Source organism: Bifidobacterium stellenboschense, from assembly GCF_000741785.1.
GTDB classification, from domain to species: Bacteria; Actinomycetota; Actinomycetes; order Actinomycetales; family Bifidobacteriaceae; genus Bifidobacterium; species Bifidobacterium stellenboschense.
This window is the reverse complement of the sequence record NZ_JGZP01000018.1, coordinates 18,778-41,920: the sequence shown is the minus strand read 5'-3', so window position 1 is coordinate 41,920 and position 23,143 is coordinate 18,778. Positions and strand designations below refer to the sequence as shown.

Sequence of the window (23,143 nt, the reverse complement as noted above, 5' to 3'; positions counted from 1 at the left end):
ATCGGCGACCGCGTGTTCGCGAACTTCAACTTCACCGTGCTCGACTGCSSGSCGGYCACGRYCGGYGCCGCTTCCGGTACCGGAGTGCCCGGAACGCCCGGTACCGGCATCCCCGGCACTCCCGCGGCTCCCAACGGCTTCGCAGCCATGCCCGACGGCGGCAAGCCGAAGGGCGCGAAGCTGGGCGGCAAGGCGGTGGCGATCATCGCCGGCGTGACGCTGGTGTGCGGCCTGCTCGGCGGTGTGGCGGGCGGCGCGGTCGTCAACGCGTTCTCCGATTCCGGCCGCAGCGGCGACGGCACGAGCCAGATGGGCCAGATGCCCGGCGGCTCGTCCGACGGCAACAGCCAGGGCGGCCAGATGGGCGAACCGCCGAGCGGCGGCATGGGCCCCGGCGGCGACTCCAACGGCGGCTCCTCCAAGGGTCAGGGCGGCTCCTCCGACGGCGATTCCGACTCGTCCGGCTCGGGCTCGTCCAGCTCGAAGGGCTCCGGTTCGTCCAACAACTCGTCCGACACCGACTCCAGTTCCACGGCCTCCGGCAGCTCCATCGCCTCCTGACGGTTCCGCCGGCGAAACTGGGGGAGCGATACCGCGGACGGTTGTGTTCCGGCTATGCCTCCCCCACCCGGCTTCGCCGGGAGCCCCCTCCAGAGGGGGCCAAAGAAGAAGCCGTCGTTGCGGACAACCATCCGCAAGTACGGACGGCCTGCGGCCGATCTTATATCGGCTCGCACATCGCCTACAAACGCCTCTGGCGTTTGCTTCACGGCGATGTCCCGTCAGAGGGGGCCAAGGAAGAAGACCACCCCAAAATTAGACAGATTGACTAGCGACACGGCAATCGTTGCGGTTCCTTCATCACCTTCTACTAGGGTGAACACTGAAATCGTCTCGCACGACAGCAGTAAGTAGAAGGAACACACAGGCATGGGCAACGTTCTCGCGATCATCAAACGCGACCTCATCCGCATGCTGAAAGTGCCGGCCGCATGGGTCATCGCCGCCGGACTGACTTTCATCCCCCCGCTGTACGCATGGTTCAACATCGTGGGATTCTGGAACCCGTACGGCAACACGCAGGGCATCCAGGTGGTCATCGCCAACAACGACAAGGGCACGAACAGCGCGCTCATCGGCAAGCAGAACCTCGGCGACCAGATCGTCACGCAACTCAAGGCGAACCATCAGCTCGGATGGACGTTCACCGACCAATCCGAGGCGATGAACCGCGTCGAATCCGGCAAGGCGTACGCGGCCATCATCATCCCCAAGGACTTCAGCGACCGCATGGCCGGCGTCGTCACCGGCGGCGACCGCCCGCAACTCGAATACTACGTGAACGAGAAGGCGAACGCCGTCGCCCCGAAGATCACCGACGTAGGCGCCGGCACCGTCGACACGCAGGTCAACGGCACGTTCGTCTCCACCGTCAGCAAAGTCCTCTCCGAAGCCGTCAACAAGGCGAGCGACAAGGCCGGCACCACCGCCGGAACCCTCCAGACGAAAACCTTGAAATCCCTCGACGACGCGCGCCGCGACGTCGTCGACACGCGCGGCAAGATCGACGACCTCACCGCCACGCTCAAACAGACGCCGGCCAAGACCCAGCAGGCGCGCAAGGCGCTCACCGACGTGCAACGCCTCGCCAACGACGCGACCACCGGACTCAACAGCACGTCGCAGCTCATCGGCACCACGCAGACGACACTCAACACGTTCGTCACGACCACATCCGGCACGCTCGACACCGGCACGTCGCTCCTGTCGCAGGCCTCCCAGCAGGCCACCGACGGCGTCAACCAGATCGCCGGCGGCATCACCGTCGCGAACGGCGCGGTCGGCGACGCGGTCACGACGCTCACGCAGGTCAACCAGACCAACAAGCAGATCATCGACCAGCTCAAGACCATCGTCACGAACCCGCCCGACGGCATCGACACGACCGCGCTCAAGAAGGTCGTCGACGAACTCGAACAACGCAACGCGGCCACCGCGGAAACGCTGAAGAACGCGAAAACCCTCAACGACGACACGACGAAAACCGTCACGTCGGTCTCCGGCCTCGCCACGACGTTCAACACAGCCACGCAGTCGACGCTCACGACGACCACCAACGCGCGCAAGACGCTCACCACCGGCGCCCTGCCGCAGCTCAACAGCGGACTCAACACGCTCGCCGGCACGACCGGCACGCTCGCCGGCGGCCTCACCAGCCAGGGCGCGCTCATCAGCCAGACGAACGTCGTGCTCGACCAGCTCGACCGCGCCGCCGCCGACACCGTCACCGCGCTCGGCGACACCGACAAGGCGCTCGCCGGCATGGAGACGAAACTCGACACCGTCGCCACCGACCTGCGCGCGCTCGACACGTCCAGCATGCTCGGCGACCTGTTCGGCTCGGACGGCAAACTCGACACGAAACGCATCGCCGAGTTCATGCTCTCCCCCACCATGATCAACAAGAAGATCCTCTATCCGGTCGCCTCCTACGGTTCCGGCATGGCGCCGCTGTTCACCAACATGGCGCTGTGGGTGGGCGCGTTCGCGCTCGCCGTGATCCTGAAGCTCGAAACCGACGACGAAGGCATCGAGAACATGACGATCACGCAGGGCTATCTGGGCCGGTTCCTGCTGTTCTGCGTGTTCGCGGCCGCGCAGGGACTCGCGACCACGGTCGGCGACCTCATCATCGGCGTGCAGAGCGTGAACCCGTTCGCGTTCGTGCTCACCGGCGTGATCACGTCGCTCGTCTACGCCTCGCTGATCTTCGCATTGTCGACCACGTTCCTGCACGTCGGCAAGGGCGTGTGCGTGGCGCTCATCATCCTGCAGATCCCCGGCGCGTCCGGCCTGTACCCGATCGAGATGATGCCGGCCTTCTTCCGCAACCTGTACCCGATGTTCCCGTTCACGTATTCGATCGACGCGTTCCGCGAGACGATCGGCGGATTCTACGACGGCCAATGGTTCGCGGCGATCGGCCACCTGCTGCTGTTCGCCCTGGTCGGTCTCGCGATCGGCCTGTTCGTCCGCCCGCTCATGGCGAACATGAACCGCCTGTTCGCGCGCGAGATCGAGGAAAGCGACATGATCATCGGCGAACCGGTGCACATGCCCGGCACCGAATACCGGCTCTCCACGGCCGTGCGCATGCTGTCCAGCCACGAAGGCTACCGCGAGCGCATCGAACGGCAGGCGGCCCGCTTCGCCGTCCACTACCCGCGGCTCAAGCAGGGCGCGCTCGTCGCCGGCATCGTCGTGCCGGTCATCCTCGCCGTCACGTTCTCGCTCACGCCGAACACGAAGCTCGAGGCGCTGCTCGCGTGGATCATCTGGATCCTCATCATCATCGCGTTCCTGCTCACCATCGAATTCATGAACGACAACCTGCGCCGGCAGATGGAACTCGGCAACCTGGACGACGAGGCGATCCGCACGTACATCCGCGAGCGCGAACGCATCCGCGAGAAGGCGAAGGCGCGCAAGCGCGAACGCGTGCGGGAGAAACTCGCGCAACCGCTCAATCCGACGCACGAGGGGAGGCACGCGCAATGAGCGTGAACGATACGACCGAACGCATCGAGCCCATCGCCGATTCCATCGGCGGTGACGCGGGTACGCGCCGTGCCGCGGCCGTGGGCACCGCGGCCGGCGCGCACGCCGCGGCGCCGCGCGTCACGCACAAGACGTGGCGGCTGTTCGTCGGCGACGTGCGCCGCATGTTCAGCAACGTCGTCTCCATCATCATCGTGATCGGCCTCGTGTCGATCCCCGGATTGTTCTCCTGGTTCAACATCGCCGCCAGCTGGAACCCGTTCGGCGACCTCAAGAACCTGAAGTTCGCGGTCGCGAGCGTCGACGAAGGCTACAAGTCCGACCTGATTCCGGTGAAGATGACGATCGGCGACACCGTCGTCAACACGCTGCGCGCCAACTCGCAGCTCGACTGGACGATCACCACGAAGGCCGACGCGATCGACGGCACGAAATCCGGCAAATACTATGCGGCCATCGTCATCCCCAAGGACTTCAGCAAGAAGATGATGACGTTCTTCTCCGCCGACGTCGACAACGTGAAGATCGACTACTACGACAACGAGAAGAAGAACGCGCTCGCGCCGAACCTCACCAACGAGGGCGCGAACGAGGTGAGCACGCAGATCAACCAGATGTTCGCGAAGACGCTGACGAGCACCGCGCTCTCCATCGCGTCGCAGCTCGCCGACGACCTCTCCGAGCCGGGCGCGCAGACCGCGCTCGCACGGTTCAGCGCGAACATCGGCGACTTCGCGACCACGCTCAACGACACGTCGTCGATGCTGTCCAGCTACGCGACGATTACCGGCTCGGCGAGCGCGCTGCTCGACGATTCGAGCGCGCTGCTCGCCAACGCGTCGAACGCCGCGACCGCCGCCGGCTCCCAACTGGACACCGCGAAACAAGGCGCGACCGACCTGTCCGGCGCAATGACCACCGCGGCGGACACGCTCGCCGGCGCGGTCGCATCCAGCGCCGACAGCTACGGCGCGGTCGCCGACGCGGTGGACACGCTGTACGCGAACGCGGGCACGCAGGCCACCGACACGGCCGCCGCGCTCGACACGCAGGCGAAGCACGTGGGCGACCAGATCGCCGAATACCAGTCGATCCGCCAGTCGATCGCCGACCTGCAGGCCAAGCTGCCGGAGAATCTGCAATCCGTGCTGCAGCCGATGCTCGACCGGTTGGACACGGCGATCGGCGTGCAGCAGACGCTGCAGACGCGTCTGACCGACGCCGCGGACGCGGTGCGCGCGAAGAACACGGACGTGCAGAACCAGCACGCGCAGGTCAGGGATCTCGCCACGCAGGCGCAGTCCGCGATCGCCGGCGTGAAATCGAACTTCGACACGCAGGTCAAACCGCAGCTCGCCCAGTTGAACGCGTCCGTGACCGACGCGACGCAGGTGCTCGACGCGGGCGCGGCGAAACTCAAGACCACGCTCGGCGACCTCGACACGACCGCCGCGAACGCGAAGACCGGACTCGCCGAGGTGCAGCAGACGCTCACCGACGTGTCCGGCAAGCTCGCGAAGGCCGGCAAGCGGCTCGGCGCGTTCGACGAGAAGCTCGCCGCCGCGCTGAACAGCGGCGACATGAGCATGGTCAAGGAGGTGCTCGGCAACGATCCGGACACGCTGGCCGCCACGTTGGCCGCGCCGGTCGCGCTGCAACGCAAGGCCGTGTTCCCGGTGGAGAGCTTCGGTTCGTCGCTCGCGCCGCTCTACCTGCTGCTGCCGTTGTGGGTGGGCGCACTGCTCATGGCGGTCACGTTGAAGACGACCGTCTCGCATCGTGTGCGCCGCGAACTCGGCGACCCGCGCCCGCATCAGATGTATCTCGGCCATTACGGGATCTTCGCGCTGATCGCGCTGCTGCAGAGCACGTTCTCGTTCGGCGGCGCGCTGCTGTTCATCCACGTGCAGGCCGTGCATCCGCTGCTGTTCATGCTCACCGGATGGGTGAGCTCGCTGGTGTTCTCGTTCTTCGCCTACACGATGGTGGTGAGCTTCGGCAACGTGGGCAAGGCGATCGGCGTACTCATGCTCATCATGCAGATCGCCGGTTCGAACGCCGCCTACCCGTTGCAGATGCTGCCCGGATGGCTGGGCGCGATCAGCCCGGCGTTGCCCGTCACCCACGCGGTGACGATGATCCGCGCCGCCATCGCCGGCATCTACGACATGGATTACTGGCGTGCGATGGGCGCGCTGCTGCTGGTCATCCCGCCGCTGCTGCTCATCGGACTCGTGCTGAGGAAGCCCTTGGTGCGGTTCAACCAGTGGTATGTGGCCAAGGTGGAAAGCACCAAGGTCATCGCGTAGGGGCGAGCTCCGAGTCTCCGCGAAGGAACGGCAGGGTCGTGAACAGCGGCAGGGCGGTGAACACCGGAATCGGGTACCAGAACAGCGCCTCGGGCGAGGCGTACAGCGACATCACGGTGAAGACCAGCAATCCGAATGCGGCGAGACGCGGGCCGATGGACGCGGTGGCCCCGCCCCGGGAATCATCCACCCCAGAACCGTCCATCATGGGTTCGGACGCATCGGAATCCGCGCGTGATTCCCGATCATCGCGGGAATCACGGGAATCGGCGGAATCCCCGCGGCGGCGATGTCGCATCATCACCGCCTCCGCGATCAGCGCGAGCGCGATCATCAACGGAATCCACGTGACGTAGAGCGCCATCGACGTGAGCGGATTGCCGGGACGGGCGGCGGTGCCGGAGGCCGCCGCGACCGTGCCGGCGTTCGCGCCGCGCGCCCAGTCGCGGACCGCGCGCAACGTGTCGCGCTGCCACTGCAGCCTGTCCGATGTGCCGGCGAGCGGCGCGAGGTCTCGCGCGATGGCGGTCATGCGCGCGGACTCGCCGGACGTGGCGGGATTGGCGGACGTTTCGTTGCCGCCGATGCCGCCGCCCGCGCGGCGCACCTCGGCGGCGGTCAGATATGTGGACCATTGCCGCAGATACCCGTCGCGCAGCAGGTAGTCGGAGTCCGTGGGGTAGGCGAAATTGACGTTCGGATCCCACCATCCGCGCGTCTGGGCGGCGTACGTGCGCGCGTAGACGAGCGGATGCGAGAGGCCGAGCCGCGCCCACGCGCGCACGGCCGCGAGCTTCTGCGCGGAGGTCGGGCCGGGCGCGATGACGGTGCCGTCGGCGTCGCGGCGCGGCTCCTTGAGCGTGTGGAACGTCTCGTCGGTCCGATGCGGGTTGATGGCCGCGGCGGCCTTGTCGAGGTCCATGATGCCGTTCAACGCGCGGCGCTGCGCGGGGGTGATCGCGGACGGGTCGTCGTGGGCGAGGCGGGCGACCGGCTGCGTGACGATGCCCCACACCTCGCGGCCGGGGGATTTGCTCGCGTGGGTCGCGGCGGCGGCGATCGGCGCGAACACGGCTTGCGCGAGGAGGACGGCGACGATTAGGCAGATCGCGGCCCGGGCGCGGTCGGAGAGGCGGGGTACCACGGATTCGGAAAGACGCGGTACCACGGATTCGGCGGGGGCACGGTCGGAGGCACGGGATTTCCGCCCGGCGCAGACGCACAGCAATCCGATACCGCCGCAGACGACGATGGGCAGGGCCGTGCGCTTCGACGCGACGGACGCGAACGTGAACAGCGTGAACGCAACGGCGACCGGCATGCGGCGCAGCACGCGGCCGCGCGTAAGGCACGTTTCGGTGAAGATCACCGCCATCGGGAGGAAGAAGACCGTGTGCAGCGAATCCTTGCCCATCGTCGTTGTGGCGCCGACGACCACATAACTCGTCGCCGCGTAGACGAGGCCGAGGGTGACGAGCCATAGGGGCGCGCCGAGTTTGCGGATGTAGCAGAGGATGAACGCGCCGCCGGCGGCGAGGGCGAGCGCCTGCGCGATCGTGTAGGCGGCCTGGCCGGCGAGCGGGGAGCCGAAGACCATGGCGCCGAAACGCCAGAAGAGACCGAAGATCAGGGTGTCGAACAGCGGATGCTGCGTGTAGTAGTGGTGCAGGCCCATCGCCTGAAGGTACTGGGCCATCGTGTCGTCGCGCATGGCGCCGGGCCACGTGAGCGCGATCCACGGCAGCCAGCATGTGGCAATCAGGGCGAAGTAGAGAAGAAAGCGCTTGCGCAACGCGACGGTGAAGGTCGAGGGCCGGCGGTCGGCGAACCAGAGACGCGCGGCGGCGAGCCAGATACGGCTGATACCGGAACCGGTCCGTGCGGCGATGCCGGACCGAGTGCGCGCGGCGGATGACCAAGTATCCCATTCAGACACGGCCCCCAGTGTACGCGGCTTCGCGGCACCGTGGCGATTGGTGCCATCGGACGCTACTGGACGCTACTGGATGGAGGCCTGCTGGCGGCAGAGGTCGAGGGCCTTGTTGAACGCGTCGGACGTCCAGCTGGCGCCGGCGACCTTGTCGACCTTGAGACCTTTGAGCGGCTTGCCATCCACCACGCCGTTGATCGCGTTCGCGAAATCGGTCTGATGCTTCTTCGAGATCGACGTGAACGGGTGGCCGATCACCTCGACCGTCTGAACGTTCTGATCCTTGATCGTGAAGTGGACGTCGATTGAATCCTCGCCCACCGGACCGTACTGGCCGTTGATCGAATACGTGCCGTCCTTGTAGTTGCCGGTGTCCTTCGCGTCGGAGGACGACGAACCGGAATCGCCCGAGCCGGAGTCACTGTTGCCGTCCGACGAGGAATCGGAGCCGGACTGCGACTGCTCCTCCTGGGATTTCTCGGTCTCGCCCGAATTGCCGGCGTACTGGTCGTCCATCGGCGTGGCCTTCGACTCGGCGCAGCCGGCCACGCCACCCAGCAACACCAACGTGGCGGCCGTCAACGCGACCGTCTTGACGGCCTTCCGCTTGCCGTCGTTCTTCTGCTCGTGCATATCACTCATATTCACTCTTCTACACCATGAGATGGGCCCATGTCACGCCATGTCACGGGCTGATTTCGTTTCTTAGGTACATTGCACGTTTCTTAGGTGGGTGTTCCCGCGGGCCGGGGCCGCGATGACATCGTTTCGGGGCCAATTGCCGCGGGGGACGTACCTAAGAAACGACGGATGTACCTAAGAAATGGGGTTGCGGACTGTTGAGCCCCCTCAGTCCGCTTCGCAGCCAGCTCCCCCTGCAAGGGGGAGCAGAGAATGCTTTGGGTTTGCCGGCAATCCTGACCCTACGCGGTCACGGACGACCTTCGACCTACTACACGTCCGCTTGCCCTCCGGCAGGTCCGCCGCTCAGTCCTCGCCGCCGGTTTTGGCGGCCTTGGTGGGGTCGGCGAAGCCGATGGCGGTCTCGCCGGTCTGCGCGCCCTCGACCTGCGCGCCGGTGGAGGCCGGACGTCCGCCGGCGGCCTCGTACGCCTTGCGCGCGGCCTCATCGTTCCACTTCTCGCCGACGAGCACACCGTGGTTGAGCATGATCTCGCGCTGGGCGCAGCTGGCGACGAGTGCGTCGTGCGTAACGACGATGATTGTCGTGCCCTGCTCGTGCAGCTGGCGGAACAGGTCGAGCACGATCTTCTCGTTCTTCTCGTCGAGGTTGCCGGTCGGCTCGTCGGCGAGGATGAGCTTCGGCTCGTTGATGAGGGCGCGCGCGATGCACACGCGCTGCTGCTCGCCGCCGGACAGCTGGCTCGGCAGATGGTGGGCGCGGTCCTTGAGGCCGACGCGCTCCAGCGCCTTCATGGCCTGGTCCTCGTCGACGACCGAATGGTAGTACTGGGCGACCATCACGTTCTCCACGGCCGTCAGATGCGGCACGAGGTAGAACTTCTGGAACACGAGACCGATCATGTTCTTGCGCACGTCGGCGAGCTGCGAGGCGTTGAGATCCTCGAGCTTGCGGCCTTCGAGCTTCACGGAACCCTTCGACGGGGAGTCCATGCAACCGATCATGTTCATCAGCGTGGTCTTGCCGGAGCCGGACGAGCCGACGATTGCCAGCCATTCGCCTTCCGGCACGGTGAGGTTGAGGTCGTCCACGGCATGCAGGTCGCCGTAGATCTTCGAGATGTGGTCGAGTTCAAGCAACATGGTGGTTTTCCTTTCCCAAGGAATCGGCCCCCGCTGGCGGGGGCTGTCACAGGTGGTACGGCGAAAGTCGTCGTTGCGGATCAATCGGCCCCCGCTGGCGGGGACTGTCGGCGGAGCCGACTGGGGGTGGTCGCCGTCGCGGCGCGCGGTGGGATTACTCCTCGCGCAACACGATGGCGGGGTCGATGCGGGTGGCGCGGTGGACGGGCGGGATGGAGGCGACGACGGCGACGAGCGCGGCGAGCACCACGGACGCGACGCCGAGCGCCCAGTTGAACGCGATCGCGCGTTCGAACACGGCGACGCACAGCCAACTGGCGAGCCCGTAGCCGATCGCCGTGCCGACGAGGCCGCCGATCAGGCCGTACATCGCGGATTCGACGTAGAACTCCACGCCGATCGCGGCGGAGCTCGCGCCGAGCGCCTTGCGCAGGCCGATCTCGTTACGCCGCTGCGAGACGATCGAGCTGATGGTCGTGCCGACGCCGACGAGCGTGAGCACGAGCACGACGAGCGAGACGATCCAGAAGAGGGTCTGCAGCATCGTGATGATGCGCGTGTCCGACGCGGTGATCTTCGTGACCTGCTGCGCCTTCACGTGCATCGACGTCATGTCGTTGATGCTGGTGACGAGCGCATTCAGGTCGCTCGCGCCGGACGAGTATTCGATGACGTCCACGCCGCGCTTCACGCCGGTGAGCTTGTCGACGTCGGCGTTGGTCGCGTAGATGATGGAGTCCTCGCTGCCGCCGGTGTCGACGATGCCGGCCACGCGGAACTCGGTTCCGGTGGTGTCCATGATGTCGCTGTTGACGCGGCCGTCGCGCATCTGCTGCGACGATTGCGCGGATTGGGAAGCGGCGTCGGATTCGGGGGATTCGGCGGTGGAGGCCGAAGAGGAAGAGGCGTTGTCGGAGGCGCGGTAGCCGATGGTGATCGAACCGCCGACCTTGAGACCCATCGCGTCGGCGACATCACGGCCGACGAGCACCTTGCCGGCGGTCGGCCAGGAGCCGTCCACCACCCAATGATGGTTGAGGTTGCGCACCTGGGCGGCGTCCACGCCGGCCATCACGTACGGCGCGGCGTTGACGCGCACGTTCTCGTAACGGTAGGTCGCGTGCTTCTGCGAGCCTTTCGCCGCGACCATCTCGGTGGTGTGCTTCACCATCGCCGCGTCGATGCCGGTGGATTTCGCGTCGGACGAGCCGGTGCCGGACGTTCCGGACGACGAACCGGCATCACCGGACGACGACGCGTCGGACTCCGCGCCCGCGCCCGAACCGGCGTCTCCGGTGGGCGTGACGATGAGGTTCGCGCCGTACGCGCGCATCTCCTGGTTCATCTGCTGCGGCACGGCGATGCAGATCATCGCCAGGCAGAACAGCGTGGCCGCGCCGACCAGCGACGCGATGACCGCCATGACCGCGCGCGAACGGCGGCGGAACACGGCGCTGAACAGCATCCGGAAGAACATGCCGGTATTCGTCATCGCAACCCTCCTTCTTCTTCCAAGCAAGCACGACCACCCTCAGTCCCGCTGCGCGGGACAGCTCCCGCCAGCGGGAGCGGGCACATCTCATCGCGCGAAGCGCAATTCCGTAGCGTCATCGCGAACTCAGCGGCCATGGAGCACCTCCGCGGGCTTGAGGCTCAGAATCGAGCGAATCGACGAGGCGCTGGCCACCGCGACCGTGAGCGCGAGCAGCACGAACACGAGCACGAACACCATCGGACGCATCGTGATGCCGGAACCGAACACCACCTGTCCGATGATCTGCGCGACGCCCGAACCGAGTCCTGCGCCGACCACCGCGCCGAGCAGCGAGACGGTCGCCGTCTCCGCCATCATCAGGCGGGAAACCGCGCCGTCGGTCGCGCCGATCGCCTTGAGCAACGCGAGTTCGCTGGAACGCTCGCCGATCGACGCGACCATCAGGTTCGCGACGGCCACCGCGGCGGCGATCAGCGAGAGCACCGTCATCAGGATCATCACGGCCTGAGTCTTCTGCAGGACGTTGCCCTGCAACGCGGCGACCTGACGCACCTGCTTGGCGACCGCCCCCGGAATCACCTCTTCGATCTGGTAGGCGATCGAGCTCGGGTAGGCGGTGCAGTACCAGGTCTCCCACTCGTCCTGGCTCAGCGCGGCCGGGTTCTTCGCGGCCTTGCGAGCCAGATCGTTCTCCGGCGTGGTGAGCGCCTTCACCTCGATCTTGTCGATTGAGTCGGGCAGGTCGGCGAGCACCTGCGCGGTGGACGAGGCGATGTACAGCGAACCGTTCTCGTCGTCGCCGGAATCGTAGACGCCGGTCAGGCGGATCTTCTGCGTGTGCGTCTGCCCGGACGCGGTCTTCTTGGTGAGCGTGACCGTGTCGCCGCGCTTGACGCCGAGCTGCTGCGCGAGCGTCGCGCCGATCACGCCCTGGTCGGAATCGTCCTTCGGCCACGTGCCGTCGAGCGTCCACCACGAGCGCATGCCTTCGACGCCCACGACGGTGGTCTCGCCGGATTCGAGCTTCAGCGTCTTGTTGAACCACGTGCCGACGATCGGCGCGTTGACCGACTGCCCACCGCCGTTCGCGCCCGAAACCTCGGCGTGCACATTGAGCTGCGGCGCGAAGTTCGTGATGTTGAACGCCCAGAAGATCGTCTTGATCTTCGCCGCGTCCGACTCCTTGAGGAACGACGTCGGATCGGTGACGCCCGACCCCGACGACCCGCCCGACGCGCCATCCGTGTTGTACAGGTCGGAGACGACGGCGTCCGACTTCGGCTGCACGGTGATGTTCGAGCCGTACGTCGACAGTTCGGCGTTGAGCTTGTCGCCCACGTCGAACACGACGCCGAGCATCGCCACGCTCACCGTGGCCGACAGGCACACGGTGAGGGCGATGAGCAGCCGTCGCCGCAACTGGCGCGTGAACGACCGCGCGATCATTCGCAGAAAGAACATGACTACCTCACCTCCCGCCGGCGGGAGGTGTCATGCGCGGCATGACGGTGGGTGGTTGCCCGACGACCTCCCTCAGTCGGCTTTGCCGACAGCCCCCTCCAGAGGGGGCCGAAAACGATGTTCCCCATGGCGATCCTCCTCACTGGAAGTGGGCGCTCAGGGCGTCCAGGTCGGCGGTGTGGATCGTGATCTTGCCGTTGCCGGTCTTGTACGGGAACGGGATCGGGTTGCATCCGCCCTTGAATCCGATGGTCGCCAGGTTGATCGCGACCTCGCACTTCTTGCAGATGATCTTGCCGTCCTTCTCGTAGTAGCCGGCGTCGCCGCAGTTCTCGCACGCGTCGAGGCCGATGCCGTACGCGCCGCCGTTCTTCTTGATGATGATGAACCGCATCGACGTGCCGTCCTTCGCCTTGTATTCGAAGCGGTGCAGATGCCCGTCCTCGACCTGGCTGAACGGGATCGTCGCCACGCCGTCCTTGAGCGAATACGCTTCCGGCGGCGAGAGCGTGATCGTGCGCGTGGTCGCGGCGACGCCCGCGGTGAGCGTCACGGTCACGCCGATCGCGGCGACGAGACTCCACACGGCCGCGGCGACGGCACGACGGCGGAACGCCTTGTGCCGTCGCACGTCGGCCTCGTTCTCGCCGTCGCGCGGTTTCGTCGGCGTGCGGAAGCCGGCGACGATCGACGCGACGGCGGGGACGGCGAACACGACGCCTTGCGCGATGATCATCTGCGTGTCGTGGTTGATGGACCAGACGAGCGGCTGGAACAGGAAATGCGGGAAGAGCAGCGAGTGCGCCTGGATGATCTGCAGCAGTCCGGTCGCGTGCTGGACGAACAGGATCGCCATCATCGCCGCGGCGGCCGCGGTGAACGCGGGCCGCACGGCGGTGTTGCGCATCGTGCGGAAGATCGCCGCGACGATGACGGACATGACGACGCCGAGCACGAAGCCGAGCGCGCGCAGCAGCATCGCGGACGTGAACGCGGTCTCGCCCGGCTCCACCCAGATCGTGAGCTGGAGGATCACGTCGGGCAGCGCGTAGAAGACGGTGAGCGCGATGGCGAGGGCGCCGACCGCGTTGGCCGCGTGCATGAGCGGCGCGTGCCTGCGCCAGTCCGTGGTGATCCAGTGCCCGGCGATGACGGCCACGATGGCGAGCACGTCGACGATGACGGCCACGGTGAGCACCGGCTGGTTGACGAAGGTGCGCTGGTTGATGACGGCGGTGGCCCTGAGGGCGGCGAACACGATGGCCGCGACCGTGCCGAGCAGCAGGCCGTAGAGACGCCAGTGGGCGCTGAATGGTTTGTCCTTGCCTTCGCCGACCGTGAGCGTCACGCTCAGGCACATGACCAGCAACGCGGGTGCCAGAGTCCCCGGCATCACCGCAACGAATTGTTCCAGCATTCGCGCCCTTTCGATTGTATGCGACTCCCTGCGATGAGGGAGCTGACCGCCATAGGCGGACTGAGGGAGAGATTACCGCAAAACGGACTGAAGCCCCCTCTGACGAGGGGGCTGTCGGCGAAGCCGACTGGGGGAGAGACCGCGGCGGCAGCCGTGATGAGAGGGAATCGGCCTTCGGCCGATACCGTGTTCTCCGCGGCTTGCGCCGCTCTTCTTCTCTCCCTCCGTCATCGCTTCGCGATGCCACCTCCCTCGTCAGAGGGAGGCATCACCGGCGAATAACGGACGTTCGCTTACGCGAACGGCTGTTTGCTTCACGGCTCGGCCACTCCGCCGTGGTGATTTCCTACGGAAATCACCACTGACGCGGAGTGTACTCCCAGTTGTCGAAGGTGACTTCGAGCGGCTCGGTCCAGAAGTGGCCCTTGACGCCGGTCTCCGGGTCGACGTGGAGCATCCAGCCCTTCTTGGCCGGGGACTCGATCGAGAGCTTCAGCTGGTAGGTGCCGGCCTTGTCGAGCTTGACGTTGGCGCCGTAGTGCGGGCCGTCGGAGGCGTTCATCTGCATGAAGGTGCCGGAGGTGGCGGTGCCGCCCTCGACTTCCTTGCCGGTGGACTTGTCGATGATCGTGTAGTTGACGGTCAGGTCAGGGATGAAGTCGCCCTTGCCGTAGCCGAGCTCGGTGCCCTTCTTGTTGGCGTGGATGTCGGCCTCGAGGTGGAAGGAGGCGTCCGCGGCCTTGAGGCCCATGGAGGACGGCTCCATGTCGATCGGCTGGAAGTAGACGGCGCCGACGGTCAGCGGGCCGACTTCCTGATCCTGCTCTTCGGCGGTGCCGGACGGGCCGACCGGGACCTCTTCGAAGCCGGTGCCGGCGTCGGAGGAGGAGTCGGACTTGGTGTCGGAGGACTGCGAGGAGGAGTCCGACTTGGCGGAGGAGGTGTCGCTGGAGGAGCCGCAGGCGGCCAACGAGAACGCCATGGAGCCGGCGAGCAGCACGCCGAGCAGGGCGGCGATCTTCTTGTTCTTCATCATTTCTCTATCCTTTTCTTGTGGGAGTGAAGGGGACCTCACGAAAGGGACTTCACAGCTTGTTGGTTGAATTATCGATTACTCGGGAAAGTCTTACTTGGTGGAATCGGCCTTCGCGGCGGACGCCTTGAGCTTGCGCTGCTTGGCGAAGCCGACCACGAACAGCGCGATCACGGCGACGGCCGCGAGCACCTGCGCGACGATGCACTCGACGTACGGGTAGAAGCCGAGCCAGTCGTTCGTCGGCACGCCGTCCAGATAGATGGCGGGCAGCAGGTCGCCTTCGATGAGCGCGTGCACGCCGCCGCCGGCGAAGACGACGACCAGCACGGACATCAGGATCGACGTGACGAGGAAGAACGGGCCGATCGGAATCTTCACGGAGGTGAAGCGGATGATCAGGAAGATGATCACCAGCACGACTGCCGCGGCGATGCCGCCCGTCCACATGCCCTTCGAATCCTGGCTCATCGAGTAGATGGACTGGTAGAAGATCACGGTCTCGGCGCCCTCGCGGAACACGGCGAGGAAGCTCAGCATGGCGAGCGAGACGATCGTGCCGAACGCCACCTTCTCGCCGGCCTCGACCTGTTCGGAGACGGACTTGACGGCCGCCTCGGTCTTGGTGCGGATGTAGCGGTTCCACGCCTCGACGCTCGACTTGTTGAGCATCCAGTTGCTGGTCCACAGGAGCATGCCCATGGCGATCAGTGCGCACACGCCCTCCATGATCTCCTGCTGCGGGCCGGAGCCGCCGAACAGGAGCGTGAAGATCACGGCGATGATGCCGGAGCCGGCGAGGCCGACGACGACGCCCAGATAGATCCACTTGGTGAAGCGCTTGTTGCCGGACTTGACGAGGTAGGCGATCACGGCGGCGACGACGAGCAGCGCCTCAAGACCCTCGCGGATGAGGATGAGGAACGCCTGGCCGACGGCGCTGGTGATGAACTTCGTGAAGCCGCCCTCCTTGTCGGCGGCACCGCCGTCGAGGATGCCGGCGTCCTTGACGAGCATGGCCTTGAGGTCGTCGACGAGCTTCTTCGTGGACTTCAGATCCTTGCCCTTGTTCATCGCCGAACGGCACATCTTGAACTGGTATTCGACCTGCGAGACGCGGTTGCCGGAAATCGCGTTCATCACGTTCTTCTCGAAGCCGAGCTTCTCGTAGTACTGGTAATACGCGTTGTTGACGAGGGTGGCGCCCTTGGCACCGTCGCCCTTCTCGTACGCCTTGTACGCGTTGTCGAGAATCGGGAGCATCTCGTTGGCCACGTCGGTCCAGGAGCGGTTGCCCTTGCCCGGGTTCTTCTTCTTTTTGGCGTCGAGCTCCTTGCGCTCCTTGTCGAGCTGAGCCTGCAGCGCCTTCGCGTACTCCTTCGGCTTGGCGAGCCCGGTGTTCGCGTCGAGCTGCTGCGCGGTGGCGTCGAGGTCGGCGACGAGCGCGGTGATCTTCTGGTCGAGCTCGTCGTTGTTGCCGGGCACGTAGGAGAGGTTCTGGATGTCCTGGAACGCCTGCTGCTGGGCGGACTGCTTGTCCGCGCCGATTGTGGAGTTCACGACGGCGGTGAAGTTGGAGGCGACGTAGATCGAGTTGTACGCGGCCATGAAGTCGGAGGTCGCGCCGGACGTGTTGCCGTCCTCGTACTCCTTCTGGCCGTCCTGCAGCTGTTCGGCCATCGCCTCGGCGACGGCGCCCCACGTCTTGTAGTTCGTGGCATCGCTGGTGGCGGAGGACAGTCCGGACGAGGAATCGGCGGCGAGCGCGGTCTGCGGGACGGCGGCGAACGGCGTGACGGCCATCGCGACGATCATCATCAGCGCGCCGACAAGCGCAATGAGCTTCACCGGAGCACGGTTGAGCAACGCGGACATTCCCAAGGCTTCCTCTCTAATTTCGCAATCCTTCAGAACGATAGAGAAAAAATTCCCGGAACAACAGTCTTGATTTTTGATGGGTTCTGAGGTAGTCGGCATATATAACGATGAATCCGCGGCGGAAATCATCGTTTCCTCACATTTTCGCCACGATTCCCCGCGACTGACAGCGTTTGCACCATCTCACATCGCGAACGCACCCACCCGTCGCCCGTCGCCCGTCCCACATCGCGGAACACGCCCTGTCTCCTCTTCTGCTCCCGCCGGCGGGAGCTGTCGAACGCAGTGAGACTGAGGGTGGTCGCTCCCCGCTCCCGCCGGCGGGAGCACGTCACACCGACCCATCATCCATACGCGCGATTTTGGTGCGCGAAACGCCCCGTTTGCGCACCAAAATCGCGCGGCGTCAATGTTCCAGCACGGAGAGCACCTTGTGCTCGTCGTAGAAGGCGAAGACGATGCCGCCGATGCCGCACAGTATCGCGGCGCATACGGCGGCGATGCGGTAGCCGGCGCCGGACGCCATGCCGATCGTGGAGACGCCGGTGAACAGCAGCATCGCGACGGACTGGCCCATTTTCATCGCGAACGTGCGTGCCGCATAGAACATGCCCTGACGGTCCTGTCCGGTGGTCTTCGAACTGGCGTCGGCGATGTTGGCGACGATCGCCTGCGGCAGGATGCCGAACGCGGCCATCGGCACCGCACCCACGACCGACAGCAGCACGCCCTGCACCATCGGCGGGAGGAACGCGACCGCGCCGGAGCCGAGCGCGCCGGCGAACGCGAACGCGCAGGTGAAGATCACGAACGCGACGAGCAGCAGCCGCTTCTTGCCCACCCGATTGGCAAGCAGGTTGACGGGCACGTAGAACAGCACGGAGACGCCGGTCATCAAGACGAAGTAGACGGTGGTCGTGGTCTCGGGGAGTTTCAGCAGCGAGGTCACGAAGAACGGCAGGCCGGTCTGGAACGTGGTGATCGCCACCCAGTAGACGACGTCGGAGCAGACGAACTTGCGGAATTCGCCGTCGCCGAACGTCTGCTTCAATGATTCGACCGTCGATTCGGACGTGGGCTGCGAATCGACGTAGTCCTTCTCGCGGATGGCGAGCGGCGGCACGAGCATGCACACGAACGCGACCGCCGCCATGATCGTGAACGTGACGCGGATCGCATCCACGCGGCCGAGCGTCGGCACGAATCCGCCCCAGATGACGGGCGCGACGTAGGCGACGGCCGTGCCGAACACCCACGTGAACGAGATGGCGGTGGAGATGGCGAGCTGCTGCTTGGAATCGTGGCCGAGCTCGGCGATGAGCGCGTTGTACGGCGTGCAATAGAACGTAAGCGCGATGTAGTAGCCAATCACGGTGACAAACAGCACGGCCGCGTTCGCCCAACTCGTGCCGTTGACCGGACTCCAGAAGACGAGCACGGTGACGAGCGCGAGCGGGAGGGCCGCGAACTTGAGGAACGGCATGCGGCGGCCGGCGCGCGCGTCGCAGCGGTCGGAGAGGGAGGCGACGGCCGGGTCGATGAACGCGTCGAAGAAGCGGGCGAACGCGGTGATGCCGCCCACCACGGTGACGACGCCGAGCACGGCGAGTCCCTGCGGCACGAACACGGTCTGGCCTTGGGCGATGGTCTCGTTGTCCGGCTGATAGAAGTAGACGAGCCAGTTCGAGATGATGCCGCTCAGCAGCGCCCAGCCGAACTGCCCGACCGCGAACGCCCAGATCTTCGGGGTGGGCAGGTCCTTGACCCGTACAGCGTCATCCGTCATATGCAACCTCCGTGACCTCATTGACACCGCGTCAATCCTAGCACCGACACCGCCCCCGCCGGCGGGGGCCGCCGCGCATCCGTTTGGCCACGCATCCTCGCGCCATGACTCCGCCCCCGCCGGCGGGGGCTGTCGGCGAAGCCGACTGGGGGTGGTCCCGCGGGAAGGTGACGGGCCGCCACCGACCACCCTCCGGCACTACGTGCCCCCTCCCGCCAGCGGGAGGAACCACAATCCCCACCCCACCCTCCGCGCGCCTCGACAGCCCTCAGTCCCGTGCGACCCATAACGCGCCCCTATAATGGGAGTCACGAGAAGACGAGCCGACGCTAAGGAAGCGCATCATGGTCGATCAGCGCAACATCCAACCCCCGTTCCCCGCACGTCCACGGTCCCAAACACCACAACCCCGAGCACCGCAGCCGCCGGCACCACAGTCCCCAACACCGCGGCCCCCGGTGCCGCAAGTTCCCCTCCCCGCGCAACGGACCGCACCGACGACCACCTCGACGACCGTATCAACGCCAACATCGACGCCGACCCGCACGAAACGACGCCCCGCGAAACGCATCATCGCCGCCATAGTCGCCGTGATCGTCGTGCTGCTGGCGGTGGACGGATGGCTGCTCTACCGGTCGCGCACCGTACATGGTCCTTCCGGTGCCGCCATCGAATTCCTCGACGCCTATCGTAACGGCGACGAAACGACCGTCACGAACCTGCTCGCGGCGAACGGCACCGGCGGCAAGGTCTCGCTTGGCGGCATGACCGCGCCGATGCGCACGCATCTCTCCTACGATCTGCACGGCAAGGGACTCACCTGTTCGGGCACATGCACGATCAAGGCGACCATCACCAACGTGGATTTCGCGCGGATCGCCACGGATAAGGCGTTCATGGACAAGTATGCCGAAGCGGCGGCGAAGGCGGGATCAGGCCAGGGTGCCGACGCACGCAAGGCAGAACAGCAGGCGACGAAACTGTTCAACGACAAACTCTCTGCCACGAACGCGCCCACGAAGCGGTACGAGGTCGACATGCAACTCGTCGAACACGACGGCGATTGGAAGGTGCGGATGACCGCCGACCTGTCGAACGCGTTGCTCGGTGGATTCCCCGAGTACGCGGCGAATCCCGCGAACGACGGCACAAACGGCAGCGGCACGAACGACGCCAACGAATCGGACGGGCAGTGACCATGAGACACTCACAACGCCGACTCCGTCTGATGCTGCGCGCCGCGCTCGCCGCGCTCGTCGCCGTGCTCACCGTCGCCGCCCCGGTCGCGACGGCTTCGACGAACGGCATCGACAACATCTCCATCGCGACACTGAACGTCGGCGCGATGCTTGACTCGGCCGCGGACCTGCACACGATGGACGTGGGCATCGTCAATAACGCGTACATCTACGCGAAGCCCTCCGACATCGCGACCGCGACCGGCATGGATGTGATCGTCACGCCGATGACGATCACGTTCCGGCGCGGATGGTACACAATCGAGGTGTCGCGCCGGCTCGGCTATGCGAACGTGTATCTCACAAGCAGCACCGATGACGGCGTCGAACGGATCCCGATCGTGCAGGACAGCTTCCCCATGCGCACGTTGGAGACGGAGGAGCTGGGCGTGCTGCTGCCATTGGAGCAGGCGCTGTATCTTGCGAACGCGGGGTGGACGATGAACGCCGACGAGTCGCTGCTCATCATTGACGCCCCGAAGGCGACGTTCTGGACGATGATGGAGGACTTCGACGAACTTGGTTCCGACGTGGCATCCGCGAGCGCGATGCTCAACGGCGGCGACGAGACCAGCGATCCGGACGACGCCGACTACAGCGGCATGTACACGTTCGTCTTCGCACTCAACCATTTCGACGTCTCCATGCTGGTGCCCGGACTCGGTACCACGTACAGCGAAAAGGCCGCCGATATGGCGTTCGAATCACTGCTCACCGACGAGTTTTCCGCGGTGCCCGCGGACGAGAAGTCGGATGAGCGGACATGGCACGATTCCATCAACGACGTCGGTACGTTCTACACGAACAGCAACTCGTATATCCAAGCCGGACTGGATGCGGCGAACATGGGCGAGCTGGCGACGGAGGCGGACAAGCGCATCACGGCGGTCACGGAGTCGGGCAGCGTCGGCATCATGCGCAGGAAACTGACCGAGAAGCAGGCGTACCGGGCCGAGAAGCTCGACACGATCACGAATGGCATGGACAAGGCGGGCACCGCGGTGGGCGGCATGCTCTCCTATCTCAACGCGATGGACACGGCGGGCAGCGTCTCGTCCAGCTATCTCGCCCAACTCGACGCCCTCCGGAAGGTCGATGAGAGCTCGCTCGCCGACAAGGATTCCCGCAAGCTCGTCGCCAACTACAAGAAACGCGCGAAGAAGATGGCGGACGCCTCGCGCAAGCCGTTGCAAGAATATGTGAAGGAACAGGTCAACGACAAACTCGCCGGCAAGGCCGCCGACTATGTGACCGGCAAGATCCCGTATGCGAACGCGGTCATGGGCGGATACAAGCTGGCGCTCACCACGGCGTCGTTCACACCGGGGCTCAAGGAGTTCCTCAAGGCGGGCGACGACGGCACCACCGCCAATCAGCTCATCAACATCGCGACGATCGCCTATGCCGAGGCGGGCAGACATTGGGCGAACTGCCTGCGCGCGCAAAGCGATGTGGACATGGAGGAGGTCGCGCTCACGCGCACGTATTATCTGCTGGCGGTGCGTGCGATGATGCGCTTCTACGATCTGCTGTATGGTCTGCGCCGGCATGAGTATTATCTCGGCATGAACAGCTCCAGCGGCGGTCTGACCGACCTGGATAGGGACAAGGTCAACCGCAAGTTCGATGGGTCGGCGATTCCGAAGCAGTGGGCGCAACGGGCGCGGCAGCTGCGCATGACGGCGACGTTGCTCACCTCGCCGAGCTCCTGGGCGTCCGCCGGCTATGACGGCGCAATCGAACTGCGCACCGATTTCTCGCGCTTCTACAACGACTCCTACCGGGCCGGCCCGCTGCGCACGCGGCTGTACGCTGGCCCCGACCGCAAACTGCTCAAGTACGGCGGCACGATCCGCGAGTACGGCGACGGAGACGATTCCGGTGACGGAGACGATTCCGGTGACGGCGGCACCGGCAAGAAGTCGAAGAAGTCCATCACCGTGAATCCGTTCGATCAGGGCGGCGTGCTCGACGCCTCCGACTTCCCCTACACCCGAGGCGAGGGCAGCTACGCGCTGGCCCTGGAGCGTGACGGCACCGTCAAACAGTGGGATACGCACGGCGACTATGCGGCCGACGGCCCCGGCGTCACGGTGAAGGGGCTGCCGAAGATCTCGGCGGTCTACGGCGACAACTCGCCGGCACGCTACGCGGTGGACGAGTCCGGTCAGCTGTGGGCGTGGGGTTCCAGTTCCTCGTTGTGCGGCGTGAGCTCGCTCGGCACGGGCGTGCATGAGACGTATTCGGGCGCGGACACCTACTCCGGCACCGATGTTCCGGCGAAGGTCATCGGCATGGATGACGTGAAGCAGGTCTCCATCGCCTGCGGCACCTATTTCGCGCTACAGAACGACGGCACCGTATGGACATGGGGCAAACGGTACTCCACGTCGATGGGCGATACGATGACCGAACCTGTGCGGTTCGAATCGTTGCGCGGCGTGAAGGCGATCTCCGCGCGAAGCGGCATGTCCCTGATCGCGTTGCAGGATGACGGTTCCGTCGTGCAGACGGTGTGCGATTACGGCGACTGCGATCCCGCCGACGCGCCGGTGGAACCGGTCGACGGCGCACCCGACGACGTGGCGTTGCTGAACACCTATGAGGGCGGCGGCGCGCTGATCGACGAGAGCGGGGGCGTCTGGACGCTCAGCTACGACGGCTCCCTCGTGACCGCGAGCAAGATCGATGGATTGTCGGACATCCGCATGGTCTATTCGGACAACGACATGGGCCAGGACGGCACGGACACCAAGTACGCACTGGACGAGAACGGCTCCCTGTGGGGCTGGAGCTCCAACAAGGGCGCATGCGCAGCCGCGAGCTCGGATGACGGCGACGAATATTCCGGCGCTATCGGCGACGGCACATGCGATTCCCATAAGGATACGCCCGTCAAGGTGATGGATGACGTACGTGATGTGAAGATGAGTTTCGGCGGCCGTCTCACCTATGCGCTCAAAACCGATGGCACCGTGTGGACGTGGGGTTCGGGCGAGGGGACGGACCCCTCGTGGAACAGGCCGAAGAAGGTCGCCGGAATCTCGAACGGCTCACGTCTCGCGCATCATCATGTGGTGTTGAGCAACGGCAAGGTGCAGCGCCTTGACTTCGTGACGAAGCAGGATTCCAGCGCGGCGCCCTACACACCCATCAAATCCGCCGGCACCATCATCAAGGGGGTTGACGTCAATGCCAAGTGAGGTGGATGATCCGGGAACGTGAAACCCACCGGACCATCCACCTACAATGG

At 65.5% G+C, this 23,143-nt stretch carries 14 protein-coding genes and 1 pseudogene; 5 read left to right on the top strand and 10 right to left on the bottom strand.

The window, feature by feature from the left end; genetic code table 11:
- The 3 genes from BSTEL_RS09145 to BSTEL_RS09135 form a co-directional block, all read left to right on the top strand.
- On the top strand, positions 1-561 hold a 561-nt coding region (locus BSTEL_RS09145), incomplete at its 5' end, for a hypothetical protein (protein ID WP_051923034.1).
- A 369-nt stretch (positions 562-930) separates the two neighbouring features.
- Positions 931-3,558, top strand: coding sequence for a YhgE/Pip domain-containing protein (locus BSTEL_RS09140; protein WP_034529861.1), 2,628 nt, complete (start codon positions 931-933; stop codon positions 3,556-3,558).
- A gap of 164 nt (positions 3,559-3,722) precedes the next feature.
- The gene (locus BSTEL_RS09135) at positions 3,723-5,867 is read left to right on the top strand and encodes a YhgE/Pip domain-containing protein (protein ID WP_051923035.1); all 2,145 of its coding nucleotides are present in this window, start codon (positions 3,723-3,725) and stop codon (positions 5,865-5,867) included.
- On the opposite strand, the gene BSTEL_RS09130 is transcribed toward BSTEL_RS09135, so the two are convergent.
- The 10 genes and pseudogenes from BSTEL_RS09130 to BSTEL_RS09090 form a co-directional block, all read right to left on the bottom strand.
- Positions 5,857-7,803, bottom strand: coding sequence for a DUF6020 family protein (locus BSTEL_RS09130; protein WP_034529859.1), 1,947 nt, complete (start codon positions 7,801-7,803; stop codon positions 5,857-5,859). The two genes, BSTEL_RS09135 and BSTEL_RS09130, sit on opposite strands and share 11 nt — an antisense overlap.
- A 63-nt stretch (positions 7,804-7,866) precedes the next feature.
- A complete protein-coding gene (locus BSTEL_RS09125) occupies positions 7,867-8,439 on the bottom strand; it encodes an FMN-binding protein (protein WP_034529857.1) in 573 nt (190 codons plus the stop codon).
- A gap of 345 nt (positions 8,440-8,784) precedes the next feature.
- Positions 8,785-9,582, bottom strand: a complete 798-nt coding sequence (locus BSTEL_RS09120; RefSeq protein WP_034529854.1) for an ABC transporter ATP-binding protein — start codon at positions 9,580-9,582, stop codon at positions 8,785-8,787.
- A 154-nt stretch (positions 9,583-9,736) separates the two neighbouring features.
- Positions 9,737-10,126: an ABC transporter permease gene (locus BSTEL_RS13065; RefSeq protein WP_420796409.1), complete on the bottom strand. Its 390-nt coding sequence runs from the start codon at positions 10,124-10,126 to the stop codon at positions 9,737-9,739.
- Between the two features lie 351 nt (positions 10,127-10,477).
- Positions 10,478-11,074: pseudogene (locus BSTEL_RS13060) on the bottom strand (hypothetical protein); the annotation flags it as partial.
- 126 nt (positions 11,075-11,200) lie between these two features.
- On the bottom strand, positions 11,201-12,538 hold the full coding sequence (locus tag BSTEL_RS09110; protein ID WP_034529828.1) for an ABC transporter permease: 1,338 nt from the start codon (positions 12,536-12,538) through the stop codon (positions 11,201-11,203).
- A 139-nt stretch (positions 12,539-12,677) separates the two neighbouring features.
- Positions 12,678-13,955 carry a DUF2318 domain-containing protein gene (locus BSTEL_RS09105; protein WP_034529825.1) on the bottom strand — a complete coding sequence of 426 codons (1,278 nt, stop codon included), beginning with the start codon at positions 13,953-13,955 and terminating at the stop codon, positions 12,678-12,680.
- Positions 13,956-14,310: 355 nt separating this feature from the next.
- Positions 14,311-14,991 (bottom strand): iron transporter, encoded by a 681-nt coding sequence (locus BSTEL_RS09100; RefSeq protein ID WP_084686236.1) that lies wholly within the window; start codon positions 14,989-14,991, stop codon positions 14,311-14,313.
- 90 nt (positions 14,992-15,081) lie between these two features.
- Entirely contained in the window at positions 15,082-16,791 is a 1,710-nt protein-coding gene (locus BSTEL_RS09095) for an FTR1 family iron permease (protein WP_238567686.1), read from the bottom strand.
- A 481-nt stretch (positions 16,792-17,272) separates the two neighbouring features.
- Entirely contained in the window at positions 17,273-18,652 is a 1,380-nt protein-coding gene (locus BSTEL_RS09090; RefSeq protein ID WP_034529822.1) for an MFS transporter, read from the bottom strand.
- A 458-nt stretch (positions 18,653-19,110) separates the two neighbouring features.
- On the opposite strand from BSTEL_RS09090, the gene BSTEL_RS09085 reads away from it, so the two are divergent.
- Positions 19,111-19,848, top strand: coding sequence for a hypothetical protein (locus BSTEL_RS09085; RefSeq protein WP_156963257.1), 738 nt, complete (start codon positions 19,111-19,113; stop codon positions 19,846-19,848).
- Positions 19,849-19,850: 2 nt separating this feature from the next.
- Positions 19,851-23,093 (top strand): RCC1 domain-containing protein, encoded by a 3,243-nt coding sequence (locus BSTEL_RS09080; RefSeq protein ID WP_034529818.1) that lies wholly within the window; start codon positions 19,851-19,853, stop codon positions 23,091-23,093.
- Positions 23,094-23,143: the final 50 nt, after the last annotated feature.